An 18,090-nucleotide genomic window follows, 5' to 3' on the forward strand; every position below is an offset into this window, starting at 1 on the left:
GCAAGATGAAATTTTTGACCCAGGAAGAAGCCAAGCGCGTCTGCGAAAAGACCATCGCCTTCTCGAAGGCCGATGAGTGCAGCGTGAGCCTGCGCGGCGAGCGCGAAGGCAACATCCGCTACGCCAACAACGCCGTATCGACCGCCGGCCTGACCGAGGACACGCAGCTCAGCGTCAGCGTTTCCTTCGGCAAGCGGGTGGGCAGCGCCACCATCAACGAGTTCGACGACAAGTCGCTGGAAAAAGCCGTGCGCCGCGCAGAAGACGTGGCGCGCCTGGCGCCGGAGAACCCGGAGTTCATGCCCAACGTGAGCGCGCAGCAGTACAAGGCCACGCCGACGTGGAGCAAGAACACCGCCGCCATCGATCCCGAGTACCGCGCCGAAGTGGCGTTCCGCAGCATCGAGGCGGCGCGCAAGGCCAAGCTGAAGGCGGCCGGCTTCTTCGACGACACCACTTCCTTCCAGGCGCACGCCAACTCGAACGGCGTGTTCGGCTACCAGGAACTGACCAGCCTCGGTTTCACCGTCACCACCCGCACCGAAGACGGGCGCGGTTCCGGCTGGGCCAAGCGCTACGCCAACGACGCCGGCAAGTTCGACGCGCGCGAAGCCTCGGCCATCGCCATCGAGAAGGCAGTGCGCTCGGCGGACGCCAAGGCGCTGGAGCCGGGCCGCTACACCGTCATCCTGGAGCCGGACGCCACCTCGGACATGCTGAACTTCATGTTCGGCGCCTTCGACGCCCGCAATGCGGACGAGGGCCGCAGCTTCCTGTCGAAGAAGGGCGGCGGAAACCGCGTGGGCGAGAAACTGTACGACGAACAGGTGAACGTGTGGGCCGACCCGTGGAATCCGGAGGTGCCGGTGCTGCCGTGGGACAGCGCTTCCATGCTGGCGCGCGAACGCGCCGACATCATCAGGAACGGCGTGGTGGCCGGCATGGATTACACGCGCTACTGGGCGCAGAAGCAGGGCAAGCGCGCCATCGGCCGCCACGGCAACATCATCATGTCCGGCGGCAGCAAGTCCACCGAGGAGCTGATCGCCAGCACCAAGAAGGGCGTGCTGGTCACCCGCACCTGGTACATCCGCATGGTCGATCCGCAGTCGCAGCTGCTCACCGGCCTCACGCGCGACGGCACTTTCTACATCGAGAACGGCAAGATCAAGCATCCGATCAAGAACTTCCGCTTCAACGAGAGTCCGGTCGCCATGCTGAACAACATCGAGGAACTGGGCAAGCCGGTGGTGGTGGGCGGCACCAACTCCAACTTCCAGATGCTGCTGCCGGCGATGAAGGTGCGCGACTTCAACTTCACCTCCTTGTCGGACGCCGTATAAGGTTTGCATGGCCAGCTTCGATTTTTACTTCACCCGCCTGACTTACGAGTCGGGCGACTGGGATGTGGACGTGCGCATGCCGAGCAACGTGCTCAACTCGCTGGTCGAATACACGACCCTGCGCGTCGATCCCGTTGAGCGCATCGTCGCGCTGTCCGATCCCAGGATGCTCGAAGCGCCGTTTTGCTACCTGGCCGGCCACAAGCTGGTGCAGTTCACGCCCGCCGAGCGCAAGAACTTCGAGCGCTACGTGAAAGGCGGCGGCTTCGTGTTCGTGGACGACTGCAACCACGACATCGACGGCTTGTTCGCCAAGTCCTTCGAGGCCGAACTGGCAAAGATGTTCGGCCCGAAGGCGCTGCACAAGATCCCGAACAACCACCCGGTCTATTCGAGCTTCTTCAAGTTCGACGGCCCGCCCAACACCAGCGTGGAGCTGAACGGCTGGGGCGACGACCTGGTGCACGACTACCTGAAGGCGATCGAATTCGGCGGCCGCGTGCGGGTCTTGTACAGCAACAAGGACTACGGCTGCGAGTGGGACTACGACTTCCGCAACAAGCGCTGGCTGGTGGTGGACAACACGCGGTTTGCAGTCAACATTATTCAGTACGCATTGGGAGCTTGAACGTGTCTGTGCAGTGGAATGAAAACGAAATCGGCGCGCTGAGCGCCAAGGTGGCCGCGCTCAAGGCCAGCATGTCGAAAGTGATCATCGGCCAGCAGGACGTGATCGATTCGCTGGTGATCTGCCTGCTGGGCGGCGGTCACGCGCTGGTGGAGGGCGTGCCGGGGCTGGGCAAGACGCTGCTGGTCAAATCGCTGGCGCAGGCCACCGAGATGGAGTTCCGGCGCGTGCAGTTCACGCCGGACCTGATGCCGTCCGATATCGTCGGCACCGAGATCCTGGAAGAAGAACACGCCACCGGCAAGCGCGAATTCCGCTTCCAGCAGGGCCCCGTGTTCACGCAGGTGCTGCTGGCGGACGAGATCAACCGCGCCCCGCCGAAGACGCAGTCGGCTCTGCTGGAAGCGATGCAGGAGCGCGCCGTCACCTTCGCCGGGCAGACGCACAAGCTGCCCAAACCCTTCTTCGTGCTGGCCACGCAGAACCCGATCGAGCAGGCGGGCACCTATCCTCTGCCGGAAGCGCAGCTGGACCGCTTCCTGCTGCGCATCGACGTCGGCTATCCGAGCGAAGCGGAGGAGGTGGCCATGGTGTCGGCCACCACGCACGCCGGCCTGGCCGACGCGCAGCCGGTGATGGACGTGGCGACCCTGCTGCGCCTGCAGCAGCTGGTGCGCGACATCGAGATTGGCGAGCACCTGCTGCTGTACGCAACGCGCCTGGTGCGCGCCACGCGGCCGAAGGAGAGCGCGGTGGCGGCGGTGCGCAAGCACGTGGGCTGGGGCGCCGGTCCGCGCGCCGGGCAGGCGCTGGTGCTGGCCGCCAAGGCGCGCGCGCTGATGCACAACCGCCTGGCCGTGACGCGCGACGACATTGCCGCCATGCTGCTGCCGGTATTGGCGCACCGTGTGCTGCGCAACTTCGAGGCCGAGGCGGACGGCGTCGCCATCGCCGACATCCTGGCCGCGCTGCGCAACGATATCCGCCCGGACTAAGCTGGACTTCCGATGCTGGACACACCTGCGCTGCTGGCGCATACCAACGACCTTGAGCTCATCATCCGCCACGTGCTGGCGGGGCTGGGCCACGGCATCCACGCGGGCCGCGAACGCGGCGCGGGCGTGGAGTTCTCCGAGTACCGGGCCTACGCGCCCGGCGACGAGTGGCGCCGCGTCGACTGGAAGCTGCTGGCGCGCGCGGACCGCTACTACGTGCGGGAAGCGGAGCGCGACAGCCATGTCGCCACCTGGCTGTGGCTGGACGCTACCGCGTCCATGTCCGAGCCCAGCCGCGAAGTGCCGAATGTCGACAAACTGCGTTTCGCCGGCACGGTGCTGGCCTGTATCGCCGCCGTCGCGCAGCGGCAGGGCGACGCGTTCGGGCTGGTGGTCTGCACCGGCGGCCGCACCGAATTCACCCCTGCCTCGCGCGGCCCGCGCCAGCTGCAGCGCGTGCTGGCCCAGCTGGCCAAGGCCAGGCCGCAGGGCGCCATGCCGGATGCGGCCACGCTTAAATCCAGCCTGCATTTCGCGCGCGCGCCCAGCCTTGTCTTCGCCGCCAGCGATTGCCTGGAATGGCCGTCGCCGCTCTCCGAAGCGCTGCTGCGCCTGCGCCACATGCAACACGACGTGCGCCTGCTGGCCGTGCGCACGCAGGCCGAACTGGACGCCAGCTTCAATCCCGGCGCCGGCTACCGCGACCCCGAGGGCGATACCTCTGCCGCCGGCACCGCCGCCGGTGCCGCTGCTCCGGCCGCGCTCGCGCAAACCGCACGCGCCAGCGCTGCCGCAGCCCGCCTCCATTTGCTGGACGAAGCGGGGCGTGCGGCCTACCGCGCCGCGCTGGCTGCGCACTTCGCCTCCGTCAGCGGCGCATGCCGCCAGCACGACATTCCCTACTACGAAGCGCGTATCGAGCAGCCACTGGCGGCGGTGCTGCGCGGCTGGCTGCAGCTGGCGTCGCCGCGGGCGAGGGCGCGATGATCTCCAGCGCCCAACCCCTCTGGTGGCTCGCCTTGCCCGTGCTGCTGCTGCCCGTCTGGTGGCACCGGCAGAAGCGTCAGCGTGTCAAATCCGAGCCGCTGGCCACCGCCCGCTTCCTGCCCGCCGCACCGCCGCAGACAGCGCGCATCTGGCGCTGGGAAGACCTGGTCCTGCTGGCCCTGCGCTGCCTGCTGCTGGCCGCCCTGATCGCCTGGCTCGCCGCCACCGCCATGCCGTGGCGCGGCGACACCGTCTTCATCGACCCCGCGCTGGCCTCCCGCAACGGCAAGCCCGCACCCGCCGCGAGGATCGAGCAGCAGATCGCCGCAGCCGGGCTGGGCGCAGCACCGCGCATGCCGTTGCCGGAGAATGCCTTGCAGTGGCTGCAAGCCAACGAGCACGAATGGCGGCCCGGCTCGCGCATGCTCATCCTGGCCGAGTCCATCCCCATGCCCGCCCAGCCCCCGTCCCTGGTCCATGCCGCCGACGTCCGCCTCCTGCCAGCCACGGACACCGCCGGCACCGCCACCGCCGCCACAGCGCGTGCTGAGCATCACGTTACCGTGTCCGCGCCGCCGGAGCGCATGGCCGCCTGGCGCGCCTTGTTCGCCGCGTTCTCGGCGGCGGGCGATGGCCGCTACATCATTGAAGACAAGCCCTCCGCCGGAACAAAGCTGATCGTCTGGGACTCGCCGGCCGAACCGCCGCCCGGCTGGCACGCTCCGCTCTGGTTGCTGTCGGCCTCCGCCCCCCTGGCCGCATTCGGCGCCAAGGAGCCGGCAGCCGCGCCGTTGACGATCAACGGCCTGCCCCTGCAGATCACCGACAGCCCGCGCGGCCGCCTGTGGCGTTCCAGCGCCCTGCCGCCGCAAACCGCCGACACCGCCCGTGCGCTATATGAAGCATGGCAATCCCTGACGCGCCCCGCGCAGCCATATTCCATGCCCGCCATGCAACTCGCGCCGCGCCGCAGTTCCCCGCTGGCCATGCCCAACACGCCGCCCGCCGCATGGCTGGCCTACGTGCTGCTTGCCCTTTTTGCCCTTGAACGCCTGATGACCCATGTCCGCCGACGCTGACTTCCGCTCCACCGTGCAGCGCCGGCTGTGGCGCGCCGTCCTGCTGCGCCGCGCGCCGCTGTCGGCCGCCGCGCTGCTGCCGCTGCTGCTTCTGCTCGCGTTTACGGCCTCTGCGCTGATCCTGATCACCGCATGGCTGGCGTGGCTCACCTTCGATCTGCTCGCCCTGCGCCGCCGCGTCGCCGCCGAATGGCCGCGCTGGCTGGACGCCGCCGTGCCCGCGCTGGAAGACAGCAGCGCATTGCTCGGCACCGAACCGGCCACGCCCATCGCCCGCCTGCAGCGCCAGCGCCTGCAAGCCCGCCTGCTCGACGTGCTGCGCGAAGACGACTGCCGCGCTATCGCCCGCGCCCGCATCCGCCACACGCTCCTGCCCATTGCCGCCAGCGTGCTGTGCGCCGCCTCGGCGTACGCATGGCAAGCCAACCAGGCCGGCCCCGCCAACGCCAACGGCAAGGCTGCTGCCGGAAAAGCCAGACCGCCGGCTCCCGGCGACATCGTGCTGCGCATCACGCCGCCGGGCTACACCAAGGCCGCGCCCTTCGAGTCCGACGCCGGCGACATCCAGGTTCCCCAGCACAGCCAGGTGCGCTGGTGCTACAAGCGCAGCGGCGAGCCGCCCGCCACCATAGAACTGAGCGACGGCCAGACCCTCAACCTGACGCAGGACTGCGCCAGCTGGACCGCCAGCGAGTCCCTGTTCTGGCGCGTGGGCGGCGGCAGCCGCCACAACATCCGCGTCACCATCGACCAGGCGCCGCAAGTCGGCATCGTCGCGCCGGCGGAAGCCATCCAGGTATTGCCCGCCGGCGCCCAGTCGGTCCAGCTCTCGGTGGCCGCGCGCGACGACTACGGCATCGTCCGCGCAAGCCTGCACCTGACTCTTGCGCGTGGCAGCGGCGAGAACATCCGCTTCAGCGACCGCGAGATGCCGCTGCCGCAATCGGCCGACCCGCGCGCGCGCAACTGGCAGAAGAACTGGTCCCTTGCCGAGCTGGGCATGGAGCCTGGCGACGAACTGTATTTCTTCCTTCGCGCCACCGACAACGCGCCCCAGCCGCACACCGTGCAAACCCCTACCTACACGCTGCGCCTGCCCGGACCGCAGTCGGAAAGCCTGGATTCCTCGGCGCTGCCGACCATGGTCAAGCCCGAGAGCCTGCGCAGCCAGCGCCAGATCATCATCGACACCGAGCAACTGCTGGCCGATGCGCCCAAGCTGAACGCCGCCACGCTGCGCGAGCGCAGCGAATCCATCGCCAGCGACCAGTCGCGCCTGCGGCTGCGCTACGGCCAGTTCCTCGGCGAGGAATCGACGCTGTTCGGCGACGATGAACATGGCCATGGCCATGGAAACGGCGACAAGCACGGCGACGAGCATGGCGATGACGACAAACACGAAGCCTCGCCTGCACCGCGCCCCGGCGCCTTCAAGGACGGCGGCATGGCCAGCATCGTCGCCGAGTTCGGCCACAAGCACGACGAAACCGACAACGCCACCATCTTCGACCCCAAGACCAAGGAAGTGCTGCGCCGCGCGTTGAAAGCCATGTGGGACGCGGAAAAGCAGCTGCGCGCCGTCGTGCCCAAGGCCGCGCTGGCACCCGAGTACAAGGCGCTGGAGGCCATCAAGGAATTACAGCAGGCCGAACGCGTCTACCTGCACCGCACGGCCTTCGTGCCGCCGGCCATCAAGGAGGAAAAGCGCCTGACCGGCGACGTGGTCGGAGCGCAGAGTACCAAGCGTGCGCAAGGCGCGGCGGACGACAAAGTGCCGCAGGAAGTGCGCGAGCTGGTGCAGGCGCTGGCTTCCGGCGGCGCGCTGCCTGCCTTGTGGAGCAAGAGCGCGCGCGAGATCATCGCCGCGCGCATCGGCGGCGATGAACAGAAATTGGCCGCACAGCGCGCCGTGCAGGATGTGGCTGACGGCTGCACCAGCTGCCGCGCCGTGCTGCGTGCCTACCTGCGCGCCACGCTCACCGAACCGGCCGTCGTGCTGCAGGCGCAGCCGCAGTCCGACAGTAAATTCCGCCAGGCCTGGCGCGGCAAGGAGCAGCCATGATGGCGGAGTGGAAGTTGGAATTGTTCGGCATCGGACTCAGTCTGGGCGCGGCCAGCGTTGGCGTGCTGCTGGCCGGGCTGCTCAGTGCCGCGCTGTATGCGCGCAGGAGCCAGGCGCTCAACGCCGCGCTGGCGCTGCTGGCTGCTCTGTCGCTGGCAGCCATGCTGGCCTCACCCTCGCAGCCCGCTGCCGGCGCCGGTGAGATCGCCGTCGCCACGGACGCCATGGCGGCGCCATCCGCGCCGGCGCCGCTGGCCGGAACCACTGGCGTGTCCGGGGCGTCCGGTGCCGTTGCACCGCTTGGCGATGCCTTGTCGCGCGCGTTGCTGACCGTGCCGCAAGCCGGATCGATTGCGCTGACCGGACATGGTCTGCGCGCCGCACAGTGGGACGACCTGCCCGCGCGCCCGCTGCGCTGGACCGCACCGCAAGGCGACCTGCTGCGGCTCGACTTCCCGCGCACGCTGCCGCTTGGCCGCAGCTTCGTCCTGTCCGCGCAGCACACGGCCGCGCAAGCCGGCTGGCGCCTGCAGCTGCTCGCCGAGAATGGCCAGCTCCTCGCCGAATCCGCCGAGCCAGCCAAGCCCGCCGCTGCGCCGCTCACGCTGTCCTGGCAACCCCCTCTTGCCGAGCAACTGCTGCTGCAAGCCCGCCTGCTCGACGCCGGGGGAAAAGTCATCGCCCAAGGCCCCGTGCCGCTGGACGTGACGCCGCCGCTGCCGCTGCAAATCATCGGCCGCTTCGGCGCGCCCTCGTTCGACGTCCGCGCGCTGAACCAGCTCCTGACCGACAGCAACGCCGTGCTCGACTGGCAGACCACGCTGGGTAAAGGCCTGAGCCGCACCGAGTCCGCACGCGTGGCGCTGGCCGAGCCCAGCGCGCAAGTTATCGACGGCGCCTGGTTCGAAGCGCTGCCGGCCGCCGCGCGCGCGGCACTGCTGGCGCAAACAGGGCAGGGCGTGCCATTGATTATCCTGGGCGGCAATGCAAGCGACGCCGCCGTCTGGCAGCGCGAGCTGGCCTTGCGGCTGCTGCCGCAATCCGCCACCACGGAAAAGGAAGATCTCCGCCAGTTCAACGTGGGCGGCGAGCAGCTCGCCATGCCGCCGGCCCCGCTCAACCCTGCGGACCAGCCGGGAGGCGCATGGAGCGCGGGAGCCACCGACGGCAAAGGCCGCCCCTGGCTCTGGCAGCGCGCATGGAAACAGGGCCGCATCAGCTGGGTAGGCGTATCGGACTGGCACCGCTACGGCATCTCGTCGCCGGCAGCGATGGGCCAGTGGTGGCAGGCGCTGCTCGACAAGGCCGCCGCCGGCGCCACGCAGAAGATCAACTGGCAACAGCCGGACCCGATGCCGGTGGCCGGCCTGCGCGCCGGGATTTGCGCCCAGGGCGCCGAGGCAGGCGCCGCGCTGCATATCGACGGCCAGCCCGCCACCGCATGGCAAGCGCGCCGCGCGCAGGCCGACAGCGTCTGCGCCGCCTTCTGGCCGCCGCAGCCCGGCTGGCTCACGCTGCGCAGCGGCGAGGCCCGCCACCGCATCTACATCCACGCCGCCGGCGACTGGCCGCAATGGCAGAACGCCCTGCGCCAGGACGCCACGGCCCGCTACGCGGCGCGCTCCCCGGAGGCCGCAACCGCAGGCAACCCGCGCACCCCGTTGCCATCCTGGCCCTTCGCCCTCGTCTGCGCCGCCGGCATGCTCCTGCTCTGGCGCCGCGAACGCAGTTGAGCCCAGCCGGGCCCAACTAAGTCCAACTAAGCCGAACTAAGCGCGGCCGATCAGCCCGCGCGCTGCTGCCACTGCAGGACGTAGTCAGGCGCTTCGCCTGCGCCCTCGTCGGGGATGGGGGCGGCGCGCACGCGCTGCAGGGGCAGCACGCCGGTCCAGGTGTCGATGGTCATGTCCTCGGCATCGTCTTGCGGGCCGCCGGTGCGCACCTTGCACGCCGCTTCTTCCAGCGAAATGCGCATCACCGTGGTGGCGGCATATTCCTTGTCGCTGCCGCCGCGCACCTGCGCCTGGCGTCCGGGCAGCAGCCGCTCCATGAACGCTTCCATGGTGCGGCGCTTGGCGTCGCCTTCCACCACTTCAAACTGCCCGTACACCATCGCCGAACGGTAGTTCATCGAGTGGTTGAAGGCTGAACGCGCCATCACCAGGCCGTCCACGTGCGTGATGGTGACGCAGGCCTCGCTTGCGGCCAGGCGCTTGAGCATGCGGCTGCCGTTGGAGCCGTGGATGTACAGGTGGCCGCCTTCGCGCCAGCATGCGGTCGGGATGCAGTGCGGCGCGCTGCCATCGCCGTCGCCATTTCCATTGCTGAAGGCGATATGGCAGACGTAGGCGTCGTCGATGATGGCGTACAGGGTGGCGGTGTCGTAGGCGGCGTTGTCTGCAACGCGGCGTACACGGGTGCGTGGGGATGGATGTGTTTTCATGTGCTGCAATATAATCAACATCTGGTCCTGAAAAAAGGTCCAGCATGATTGAATATTTTGGAGCCACAATGGACTACGCCTTGCTTGTTTCCTCCTTCACGCAGCAGCACGCGCAGCGCGGCTGGCCGCGCCAGCGCATGCTGCACGAATGCCTGCGCGCGGCGATCCGCAACGGCACGCTAGCGGCGGGTACGCGCCTGGTCGCCACGCGCACGCTGGCGGCGGAACTGGGCATGGCGCGCAACACCGTACTGTATGCATACGAGCAGCTGGTGTGCGAGGGCTACGCTGTGAGCGACCGCAGCGGCACCAGGGTTGCGCCGGCCGCCGCCGTGGCCATCGGCGCGGCATCGGCCGCCGCGCTCAGGGACCGCATGGACCCCATGGCGCCTGCGGCCATGGCCACGGCGACGACGGCCGCAAGCGCGCAGTTCCCCGGCCTGTCGCGCCGCGCGCTCAACCTGCGCGAGGTGGCCGGGCCGGCCCACCAGATGGGCGCTTTCGTGCCGGGCGTGCCGGCGCTGGACGCCTTCCCCGCCGCCCACTGGCGCCGCCTGCTGGACAAGGCCTGGCGCGGCCTGAATCCGGCGCAGCTGAACTACGGCGACCCGGCCGGCGAGCCGGCGTTGCGCAGCGCCATCGCCGACCATCTGCGCGCCTCGCGCGGCGTGCTGTGCGACGCCAGCCAGGTGTTCATCACGGACGGCACCCAGAGCAGCCTGGATCTGTGCGCGCGCGCCTGCGCCGACGCCGGCGACACGGTCTGGATCGAGCACCCCGGCTACCTGGGCGCGCTGGCCTCCTTCCGTGGCGCGGGCCTGAAGGTGGAGGGGATCGATGTGGACCAGGACGGCATCGCGCCCACGCCGCAGGACTGGCTGCGCCGTCCGCCGCGCCTGATCTACACCACGCCCTCGCACCAGTATCCGATGGGGTGCGTGCTGACGCTGGAGCGCAGGCTGGCGCTGATCGCCCAGGCGCGCGCGGCGGGCGCGCTCATCATCGAGGACGACTATGACAGCGAGTTCCGTCATGACGGTCCGCCGCTGGCGGCCATGCAGGGCCTGGCGCCGGATGCGCCCGTGCTCTATCTGGGCACCTTCAGCAAGACCATGTTCCCGGCGCTGCGCATCGGTTTCCTGGTGGCGCCGCCGTGGCTGGCTGAACCGTTGGCCGGGATGCGCGCGCAGTCCGCCGCGCGCGGCCGCGTCGCCGAGCAGCTGGCGCTGGCGGAGTTCCTGCGCAGCGGCCAGTTTGCGCTGCACCTGCGCCGCATGCGCCGCCTGTACCGGCAGCGGCGCGATGTGCTGGTGGCGTCGCTACAGCGGCACCTGGGGTCGATCGCGGAAGTGCATGGCGCGTCCGCCGGCATGCACCTGTCGCTGCGCTTCACCGGCGCCGCGCTGGACGCGGCCGGCATCAGCGCGCGCCTGCAGCAGCAGGGCATCGTGGCGCACACGCTGGGCATGCACGCCACGGCCGAACGCGGCCAGGCCTGGAACGGCCTGATGCTGGGCTACGCGCAGATTCCTGCGGAGCTGATCGATGGATTCGTGCAACGGCTGGCGGCGGTGATCCACCTGGCCGCTTATGAGGCGCGCCCGCTGCGCGTCGGAACGCGCAAGCGGGCGGCTTAGGAGGGAAATTCCAGCGCGCCGGGGCGCGCCGCATTGCTTAGAACACCGTGTCGAACTTCACGTACATCGAGCGGCCGTTCACGCCGAACGGGCAGGTCTCCCAGCAGTACTTGAAGCCCAGTTTCGGGAAGTCGCCGCCGTTGGTCCACTCGGACGGGTAGGTGTCGAACAGGTTGTTCACGCCGACCGACACGCTGGTCTTCTTGCTGAAGTTGTAGCGGCCGCTCGCGTCCACGATCCACTTCGCGTCCCAGGTCTGCAGCGGGCTGAAGCCTTCGCCCTGCACTTCGCCGTAGTAGTTGGCGCGGGTGTTCACGTTCCACTTACCGAAGGTGTAGTCGGCCGCGACCACGTGGTGCTTGCGCGGCTGGCCGCGTTCGATCAGCGTCACCTGCGCCTGGTTGAACAGCTGCGCTCCGCTCAGCAGGCTCGATGGCGAATGGCGCTTGGTCACTTCGGTCTTGTTGAAGCCCAGCTGGCCGGACAGCACCAGGGTGGAGGCGTCGAAGCGGGTGGTGTGGTCTGCCACGATGTCCAGGCCGCGGGTCTGGGTGTCGACCGCGTTGGTGAAGAACTGCGCCTGGCCCACGCCCAGCGGATTCAGCACGTCGGCGATCGGGCCGCCGCCGGCTTCGGGCGAGATCTCGCTCGAGAACACGATGCGGTCCTTGATCTTGATCTGGTACACGTCCGCCGTCAGCGACATATTCTTGGCCGGACGCAGCACCATGCCGAAGCTGGCGTTGCGCGAGGTTTCTTCCTTCAGCGGCTTGATGCCGAGCTTGGTGGTGACGTTGCTGCCTTCACGCGCTGTCAGGGTCTCGGTCAGCTGGCCGGCCTGGTTCAGGTTGGTCGACACGGAGCTGTAGAACTTCTGCTGCACGCCCGGCGCGCGGAAGCCGGACGACACGCTGCCGCGCAGGCCGAATTCCTTGGTCGGGTCCCAGCGCGCGCTGAATTTGCCGGTGGTGGTGTTGCCGAAGTCAGAGTATTTCTCGTAACGCACCGCGCCGGCCAGCAGCAGTTCCTTGAACGGACGGTATTCGGCGTCCAGGAACAGCGCGATGTTGTGGCGGCCTTCGTCCACGGCCGTGGCCGGGGTGTAGCCGGGGAAGCCCTGCGTGCCCGCTGCCGCCCTGTTTTCGTTCGGTTTCGTAGGGTCGAAGTTCTGATTCCCGATGATGATGGCCGGGTTGTTGGTGCGGCCGTACTGGTAGGACACCGGATCGCCCGCGACGATTTCGTAATTGTCCTGGCGGTACTCGAAGCCGGTGGCCAGGAAGATCTCTTCGCCGCCCAGCTTGACCGGGCCCTTGACGTCGGCGTTGAAGGTGGTCTGGTTGAATTTCAGCTTGCCGGTGTCGGCTTCGAACGGCGATTCGGCGTAGATGCCGCCGCCCGGTTTCGGCTCGTACCAATAGGAGATGTTGATGGTCTGCTTCTCGTGGAAGGCCAGCTCGCTCATGCCATGGTTGATGCTGACGTCGGCCTTCCAGTCGTTGGCCAGGTCGCGGCGGTAGCCGAAGGCGTAGGAGCCGTCCTTGACGGTGGTGCGGATGTTGGGCAGGAAGCCTTCCGGATACACGGAAGGCACGTTGCGGCCGTCGCCCTTGGAGCGGTAGAAGCCGGACGAATCGCCCTTGCGCTTGGAGAAGCCGCCGAAGGCGTAGAACTCGCTGGACTTGTCGATCGGCAGGGCCGCATTCCACCATGCGTACGCGTCTTTGGCGTCGCTGTCGCCGATGCGCTGGGTCACGCGCGGCGGGTTCACGCGCAGCGAATCGACGCCGGCGCGGTTGGTTTCGTCACGCTTGCGCGCTTCCACCGACAGGTTGATGAAGCCGCCGTTCTCGCCCAGCGCCCAGCCGCGGTTCACGCTGCCGGACATCATGTCGCCGTCGCCTTCCTTGGTGGTGCCCAGCTGGCCGCTGACCGCGGTCTCGTTGACGTTCGACTTCAGCACGATGTTGATCACGCCGGCGATCGCGTCCGAGCCGTATTGGGCGGCGGCGCCGTCACGCAGCACTTCGATGTGGTGGATGGCCGACAGCGGAATGGCGTTGATGTCGGTACCGGCCGAGCCGCGTCCGATGGTTTGCTGCACGTTCACCAGCGCCTGCTGGTGGCGGCGCTTGCCGTTCACCAGCACCAGCAGCTGGTCCGGGCCGAGCGAGCGCAAGGTGGCCGGACGAATAATGTCGGTACCGTCGCTGATGAAGGTGGTGGAGAAGTTGAACGACGGGTCCAGCGTCTGCAGCAGCTTGCCCAGTTCCAGCGGACCGGCCGATTGCATGTCCTTCATGTTGATCAGGCCGACCGGCGACGAGGTGTCCAGCGCGGTCTTGGCGGTCGAGCGCGAACCCAGCACGACCACGGTCTGCTGCTCGTCGGCCGCTGCGGCGGGGGCGGCGGCGGTCTGGGCATGGGCTTGGGAGGCGGCCAGCAGGACGGCGCTGGCAAGAAGGGTGCGTTTGAAGCGGATAGGCGAAGCCTGGCGTGCTGCTATCTTCATGTAAGGTCCATTCTCTCTCGTTATTAGTGGGCGCGGTGAGCTGGTAAGCCCCGGCGGTGCGAAAATACTAACGCGCACGATTGAGTGGACCAAGAATTAATGCATTGTTTCGGTGCATTTCCGATGCAGCTGTTGTAAAAACGAATAATCTTTATTTTTTCGCGTGATTTCTTAGAAGAAATATCGTAATGTTGTCCCCTGGGCGGAAATTCTGCCAATCTATTGCTGATCGAGCATCCAGCCTTTCAGCCCGTCCACCCACGTCTTGGCCCGCAAATTGAGCCGGTTCTTGATGGCCCCCGCGCGTTCGTACAGCACGCTGAAGTCGATCTGCGGCGATTGCTTGAAGGCCAGCACGACGATATTGGCGTCATGCACCTCGGGCAGCCACACCACCGCGTCGAACACCAGTTCCATGGCCTGCAGATTCTTGTCGTAGTTGCTGAACTCGCCGAACACATTGGTAGTCATGATGCCGTTTTCGCCCAGGCAGTCGAAGCAGGCCTGGTAGAACTCGGGCGTGTCGAGCACCGGGCCGCGCGCATCCTCGTCGTACAGGTCCACCTGCAGGATGTCGACGCTGCCGTGGTTGGCCGGGTCCATCACGAAATCGAGCGCGTTCATTTCCACCACATTCAGGCGGCCGTCGTTGGGCGGCAGGCCGAACAGCGCCTGGCAGATGGCGATCACGTTGGGATTGAGTTCCACGGCGGTCACCTTGGCGTCCGGGAAGCGCCGGTAGCAGAACTTGGTCAGCGCGGCGCTGCCCAGGCCCAGCTGCACGATATGGCGCGGCTGGTCCTGGAACAGCATCCACATCATCATCATCTGCACGTATTCCAGCTCGATGGCGTCGGGCTTGGCTATGCGCATGGCGCCCTGCACCCAGGACGTGCCCAGGTGCAGCGAGCGCACGCCCTGGAATTCGGTGATGGTAGCCGGCGGGTGGCCGGGCTGGTCGTAGCGGGCGGAGGTGGGAAGCGATGTCATCCCGTTAGTTTACCAGCCGTCCAGCCGCGCCGCACGCCAGCCGTCGGCGGTCCCGTCCTGTTCGCGGCGGCGCTGCGCCAGCCGGGCCAGCAAGGCCAGCCCGCCGATCAGCATGCCGTACGTGGCCGGCTCGGGTACCGCCAGCACGTTCACCGTGCCGGCGTACACCGCGTTGATCGGCAGGCCGCTGCCGCCGCCGGCCGGCCCGGCCCAGCCGTTGACCGTGATCTGCAGGATGCCCAGCGCGTCCGCGTGGTAGACCGCCGCCATTTCCACCAGGCCGCCGTTGTTGCTGGTAATGGTCATCGGTTCGAAGCCCAGCATCACGCTGGTCAGGTCGATATTGGTGGCGTCCAGGCCGATGGTGATCAGGCTGGCGTCCACAAAGGAGAAGCCGACGCCGGGCGTGAAGGTGATGGTGTCGGTGAAGGCGCCGGACTGCATGTGGGTGACCGAATAGGCGCCGGTCTGCAGCGGCGGCGAACCGTTCAGGGCGAAGCTGGCGTTGACGTTCTCGGCAGCGGCGTGGCTGCAGGCGGCGGCCAGCACGGCGGCGGCCAGGTAGTTGAGCAGTTTCATGTCGGATCTCCATTGAAGTCAGCAGGGGTGGCGCAACAGCTGAGTTCAAGTTAGCCGAAACTGCAATATTATCTAATAATTATTCTTAATTAAAAGTTACATCGTATAGCTGAGCTATATCATGTACAGCTCGCTTGCAGCGGCAGGATCAAGGTCACGCTGAGCCCGCCGCCGTCGCGGTTGGCGAGCGTGATGCGGCCGCCGTGCGCTTCGGCGATTTCGCGCGCCAGCGCCAGGCCCAGGCCGGTGCCGCTGCGCTTGGTGGAGTAGAACGGCACCAGCGCGTTGGCCAGCACCGCGTCGCTCATGCCGGGGCCGCGATCCTGCACCTCGATGCGCACCATGCCCTGTACGCGCCGCACCGCCAGGCTGACGCCGTCCGCCGGCGAGCCGGATTCGTGCGCATTTTTCAGCAGGTTCAGCAGCGCCTGCTCCATCTGCGCGCCGTCGAAGCAGGCCGCCTCCTGCGGCGGTTCGCCGGCCAGCGTGAAGTCCGCCTGGTCCTTGAGCTGGGCGATGAAGGCCGGCCACTGGTGCTCCTCCAGGCGCGGCGTGGGCAGCTTGGCGAAGCGGGCGTAGCCGAGGATAAAGGTTTCCAGGTGGCGCGTGCGTTCCTCGATGGTGGCCAGGATTTGCGGCAGGCGCTCGGTCTGGCCGCGCCGCACCAGCTCGGCGCCCGAGTGGGCCAGCGAGGTCAGCGGCGCCAGCGAATTGTTCAGCTCGTGGCTGATGACGCGGATCACTTTTTTCCAGGTCTGCACTTCCTGCCGGCGCAGCTCCAGGGTCAGCTGGCGCAGCAGCAGCAGTTCGTGCTTGCGCCCGTTCAGGTTGAAGCTGCGGCGGGCCAGGTGGTAGACCTCCTCGTCCTCGCCCTGGCCCTCGCCGGTGGTGAACAGGCCGTCGCCGCCGCGCGCCATGGCGTCCACCAGCGCCGGTGCGGCGTGCGCGAGGATGGCGTCCAGGCGGTGGCCTTCGAGGCGGCGGCCCTGGTGCAGCAGTTGCCGCGCTGCGATGTTGGCGTAGACGATGGGGCCGTCGTCGCTCACCAGCAGCATGGCCACCGGCGTGTTTTGCACCATGGTGTCGAGCAGCAGCTCGCGCTGTACCAGGCCGAGGCGCTGTTCGCGCAGCACCTGGCCCAGCTCGTTGTGCGCGCCCACCAGGTCGCTCAGCTCGTCGTTCTGCGGCCAGTGCAGGCTGAAGGAAAAATCGCCGTCCTTGTAGCTGGTGACGGTGCCGGTGAGGGCGCGGAACAGCGACAGCATGTGTTCCAGCTGCGCGCGGATGGTGATGATGGCGATCGGGATCACCGCCAGCAGGCAGATGCCCACCACCAGCGTGGGCTGGTCCGGCAGCAGGCGCGTGAGCGCCAGCGCGATCAGGATGCCCAAGGTGAGCAGGGTGCCCACCAGCGCCGACCAGCGCGTGAGCAAGGACAGCCGGATGCCCAGCTTGCGCTTCATGCGCGGGCGATGCCGAGCCGCTCCATGCGGCGGTACAGCGCCTGGCGCGACAGGCCCAGTTCGGCGGCCGCCTGCGCCACCACGCCGTGCGCGCGCTGCAGCGCCTGCGCGATGGCGTCGCGGTCCGGCTCGGCGTCGGCAGCGGCGGCCGAGGCCAGCGCCGCCGGCGCCAGCGCGGCGGCGGGCAGGCCGAGGTCGGCCGCCGTGATGACCTCGCCGCCGGCCAGCAGGCAGGCGCGCTGCATCACATTCTTCAGTTCGCGCACATTGCCGGGCCAGGGGTGCGCCTGCAGCACCGCCTGGGCGCGCGCGTCCAGCGTCTTGCGCCCGTCCAGGAAGTGCAGGGCCAGCGGCAGGATGTCGGCCGGCCGCCCGGCCAGCGGCGGCAGGTTCAGCTCGATCACGTTCAAGCGGTAGAACAGGTCCTCGCGGAAGGTGCCGGCCCGTATCATGGCCTGCAGGTCGGCATTGGTGGCGCTGATCACGCGCACCCGCACCTGCCGTTCGCGGTTCGACCCGAGCCGCTCGAAGCGCCCGGTTTCCAGCACGCGCAGCAGCTTCATCTGCCCGGCCAGCGGTAGGTTGCCGATCTCGTCCAGGAACAGGGTGCCGCCGTCGGCCGCCTCGAACTTGCCCTCGCGCGCCTTGGAGGCGCCGGTGTAGGCGCCGGCGTCCGCGCCGAACAATTCTGCCTCGATCAGCTCGGCGGGCAGGGCGCCGCAGTTGAGCACCACGAAGGGCCCGTCGCGCACCGCCGAGTTGGCCTGGATGATTTCCGCGATGCGTTCCTTGCCGGTGCCGTTCGGCCCGCTGATCAGCACCGGCACGTCCGATTTCGCCACCTGGCAGGCCAGGTGGATCACGCGTTCGGTGGCCGGGTCCTGCCACACCATGCCGCGCAGCTCGTGCTTTTCCAGGTCGCGCCGCTGCCGCAGGTCGCTCTGCATGCGCTGCGACAGGGCGCGGTTGGCCTGGCCCAGTTCGATCAGGTTGGTGACGGTGGCGATCAGGCGGTTGTCGTCCCACGGCTTGGCCAGGTAGTCGGCTGCGCCGGCCTTGATCAGGTCGACCGCCGCGTCCAGGTGGGTCCAGGCGGTCAGCAGGATCACCGGCAGGTCCGGATGGCGCTTGCGGATGGCGCGGAACAGCGCCACGCCTTCCTCGCCGGAAGTGGTGTCGGCCGTGAAGTTCATGTCCTGGATCACCAGGTCGATGCTGGCGCTGCGCTGCTCCAGCAGGGCCAGGCCTTCCTCGGGGGAGGCGGCGCGCAGCGCGTCGATGTCGTGCAGCGAAAACAGGACTTCGAGCGCGACGGCGATGGCGGCGTTGTCGTCGATTATCAGTACGGTAGGCATCCCGCCAGCATAGCCTA

14 protein-coding genes are annotated in these 18,090 nt (G+C 68.1%); 8 read left to right on the forward strand and 6 right to left on the reverse strand.

Annotation, left to right across the window (positions count from 1 at the left end):
* Window positions 1–5 precede the first annotated feature (5 nt).
* The 7 genes from AC56DV_RS16310 to AC56DV_RS16340 are packed head-to-tail and all read left to right on the forward strand — an operon-like array spanning window position 6 to window position 8,827.
* On the forward strand, window positions 6–1,343 hold the full coding sequence (locus tag AC56DV_RS16310) for a TldD/PmbA family protein (RefSeq protein WP_496315314.1): 1,338 nt from the start codon (window positions 6–8) through the stop codon (window positions 1,341–1,343).
* A gap of 7 nt (window positions 1,344–1,350) precedes the next feature.
* A complete protein-coding gene (locus AC56DV_RS16315; protein WP_496315315.1) occupies window positions 1,351–1,971 on the forward strand; it encodes a DUF4159 domain-containing protein in 621 nt (206 codons plus the stop codon).
* A gap of 8 nt (window positions 1,972–1,979) precedes the next feature.
* Window positions 1,980–2,966: an AAA family ATPase gene (locus AC56DV_RS16320; protein ID WP_496315316.1), complete on the forward strand. Its 987-nt coding sequence runs from the start codon at window positions 1,980–1,982 to the stop codon at window positions 2,964–2,966.
* Between the two features lie 12 nt (window positions 2,967–2,978).
* Window positions 2,979–3,953 (forward strand): DUF58 domain-containing protein, encoded by a 975-nt coding sequence (locus tag AC56DV_RS16325; protein WP_496315317.1) that lies wholly within the window; start codon window positions 2,979–2,981, stop codon window positions 3,951–3,953.
* Window positions 3,950–5,032, forward strand: coding sequence for a BatA domain-containing protein (locus AC56DV_RS16330; protein WP_496315318.1), 1,083 nt, complete (start codon window positions 3,950–3,952; stop codon window positions 5,030–5,032). Before AC56DV_RS16325 ends, AC56DV_RS16330 begins: the two co-directional genes overlap by 4 nt.
* Entirely contained in the window at window positions 5,016–7,094 is a 2,079-nt protein-coding gene (locus AC56DV_RS16335) for a hypothetical protein (protein WP_496315319.1), read from the forward strand. The genes AC56DV_RS16330 and AC56DV_RS16335 overlap by 17 nt, the downstream gene beginning before the upstream one ends.
* Window positions 7,091–8,827, forward strand: a complete 1,737-nt coding sequence (locus tag AC56DV_RS16340; protein ID WP_496315320.1) for a hypothetical protein — start codon at window positions 7,091–7,093, stop codon at window positions 8,825–8,827. The genes AC56DV_RS16335 and AC56DV_RS16340 overlap by 4 nt, the downstream gene beginning before the upstream one ends.
* A gap of 50 nt (window positions 8,828–8,877) precedes the next feature.
* Here the strand turns inward: AC56DV_RS16340 and AC56DV_RS16345 are convergent, their stop codons facing one another.
* Window positions 8,878–9,537, reverse strand: coding sequence for a pyridoxamine 5'-phosphate oxidase family protein (locus AC56DV_RS16345; RefSeq protein WP_496315321.1), 660 nt, complete (start codon window positions 9,535–9,537; stop codon window positions 8,878–8,880).
* A gap of 68 nt (window positions 9,538–9,605) precedes the next feature.
* On the opposite strand from AC56DV_RS16345, the gene pdxR reads away from it, so the two are divergent.
* Window positions 9,606–11,174 carry a MocR-like pyridoxine biosynthesis transcription factor PdxR gene (gene pdxR / locus AC56DV_RS16350; protein ID WP_496315322.1) on the forward strand — a complete coding sequence of 523 codons (1,569 nt, stop codon included), beginning with the start codon at window positions 9,606–9,608 and terminating at the stop codon, window positions 11,172–11,174.
* A gap of 37 nt (window positions 11,175–11,211) precedes the next feature.
* On the opposite strand, the gene AC56DV_RS16355 is transcribed toward pdxR, so the two are convergent.
* From AC56DV_RS16355 to AC56DV_RS16375, 5 genes are all read right to left on the reverse strand, one after another.
* The gene (locus AC56DV_RS16355; protein ID WP_496315323.1) at window positions 11,212–13,686 is read right to left on the reverse strand and encodes a TonB-dependent receptor plug domain-containing protein; all 2,475 of its coding nucleotides are present in this window, start codon (window positions 13,684–13,686) and stop codon (window positions 11,212–11,214) included.
* Window positions 13,687–13,905: 219 nt separating this feature from the next.
* Window positions 13,906–14,676, reverse strand: a complete 771-nt coding sequence (locus AC56DV_RS16360) for a spermine/spermidine synthase domain-containing protein (RefSeq protein WP_496315324.1) — start codon at window positions 14,674–14,676, stop codon at window positions 13,906–13,908.
* A 9-nt stretch (window positions 14,677–14,685) separates the two neighbouring features.
* Window positions 14,686–15,255: an FxDxF family PEP-CTERM protein gene (locus tag AC56DV_RS16365; protein ID WP_496315325.1), complete on the reverse strand. Its 570-nt coding sequence runs from the start codon at window positions 15,253–15,255 to the stop codon at window positions 14,686–14,688.
* A gap of 119 nt (window positions 15,256–15,374) precedes the next feature.
* Complete coding sequence (locus AC56DV_RS16370) at window positions 15,375–16,718, reverse strand: sensor histidine kinase (protein ID WP_496315326.1); 1,344 nt, start codon at window positions 16,716–16,718, stop codon at window positions 15,375–15,377.
* Window positions 16,715–18,073, reverse strand: a complete 1,359-nt coding sequence (locus AC56DV_RS16375; protein ID WP_496315327.1) for a sigma-54-dependent transcriptional regulator — start codon at window positions 18,071–18,073, stop codon at window positions 16,715–16,717. The genes AC56DV_RS16370 and AC56DV_RS16375 overlap by 4 nt, the downstream gene beginning before the upstream one ends.
* Between the last annotated feature and the right edge of the window lie 17 nt (window positions 18,074–18,090).

Source organism: Massilia sp. BGA-UO-ETr-WB1, from assembly GCF_059567845.1.

Bases quoted from the DNA above. Each gene is read 5' to 3' on its own strand.
- AC56DV_RS16340 (WP_496315320.1), top strand. From the start codon at position 7,091: ATGATGGCGGAGTGGAAGTTGGAATTGTTCGGCATCGGACTCAGTCTG.
- AC56DV_RS16360 (WP_496315324.1), bottom strand. From the start codon at position 14,676: ATGACATCGCTTCCCACCTCCGCCCGCTACGACCAGCCCGGCCACCCG.
- pdxR (WP_496315322.1), top strand. From the start codon at position 9,606: ATGGACTACGCCTTGCTTGTTTCCTCCTTCACGCAGCAGCACGCGCAG.
- AC56DV_RS16310 (WP_496315314.1), top strand. From the start codon at position 6: ATGAAATTTTTGACCCAGGAAGAAGCCAAGCGCGTCTGCGAAAAGACC.
- AC56DV_RS16345 (WP_496315321.1), bottom strand. From the start codon at position 9,537: ATGAAAACACATCCATCCCCACGCACCCGTGTACGCCGCGTTGCAGAC.
- AC56DV_RS16330 (WP_496315318.1), top strand. From the start codon at position 3,950: ATGATCTCCAGCGCCCAACCCCTCTGGTGGCTCGCCTTGCCCGTGCTG.
- AC56DV_RS16370 (WP_496315326.1), bottom strand. From the start codon at position 16,718: ATGAAGCGCAAGCTGGGCATCCGGCTGTCCTTGCTCACGCGCTGGTCG.
- AC56DV_RS16335 (WP_496315319.1), top strand. From the start codon at position 5,016: ATGTCCGCCGACGCTGACTTCCGCTCCACCGTGCAGCGCCGGCTGTGG.
- AC56DV_RS16375 (WP_496315327.1), bottom strand. From the start codon at position 18,073: ATGCCTACCGTACTGATAATCGACGACAACGCCGCCATCGCCGTCGCG.
- AC56DV_RS16355 (WP_496315323.1), bottom strand. From the start codon at position 13,686: ATGAAGATAGCAGCACGCCAGGCTTCGCCTATCCGCTTCAAACGCACC.
- AC56DV_RS16315 (WP_496315315.1), top strand. From the start codon at position 1,351: ATGGCCAGCTTCGATTTTTACTTCACCCGCCTGACTTACGAGTCGGGC.
- AC56DV_RS16365 (WP_496315325.1), bottom strand. From the start codon at position 15,255: ATGAAACTGCTCAACTACCTGGCCGCCGCCGTGCTGGCCGCCGCCTGC.
- AC56DV_RS16325 (WP_496315317.1), top strand. From the start codon at position 2,979: ATGCTGGACACACCTGCGCTGCTGGCGCATACCAACGACCTTGAGCTC.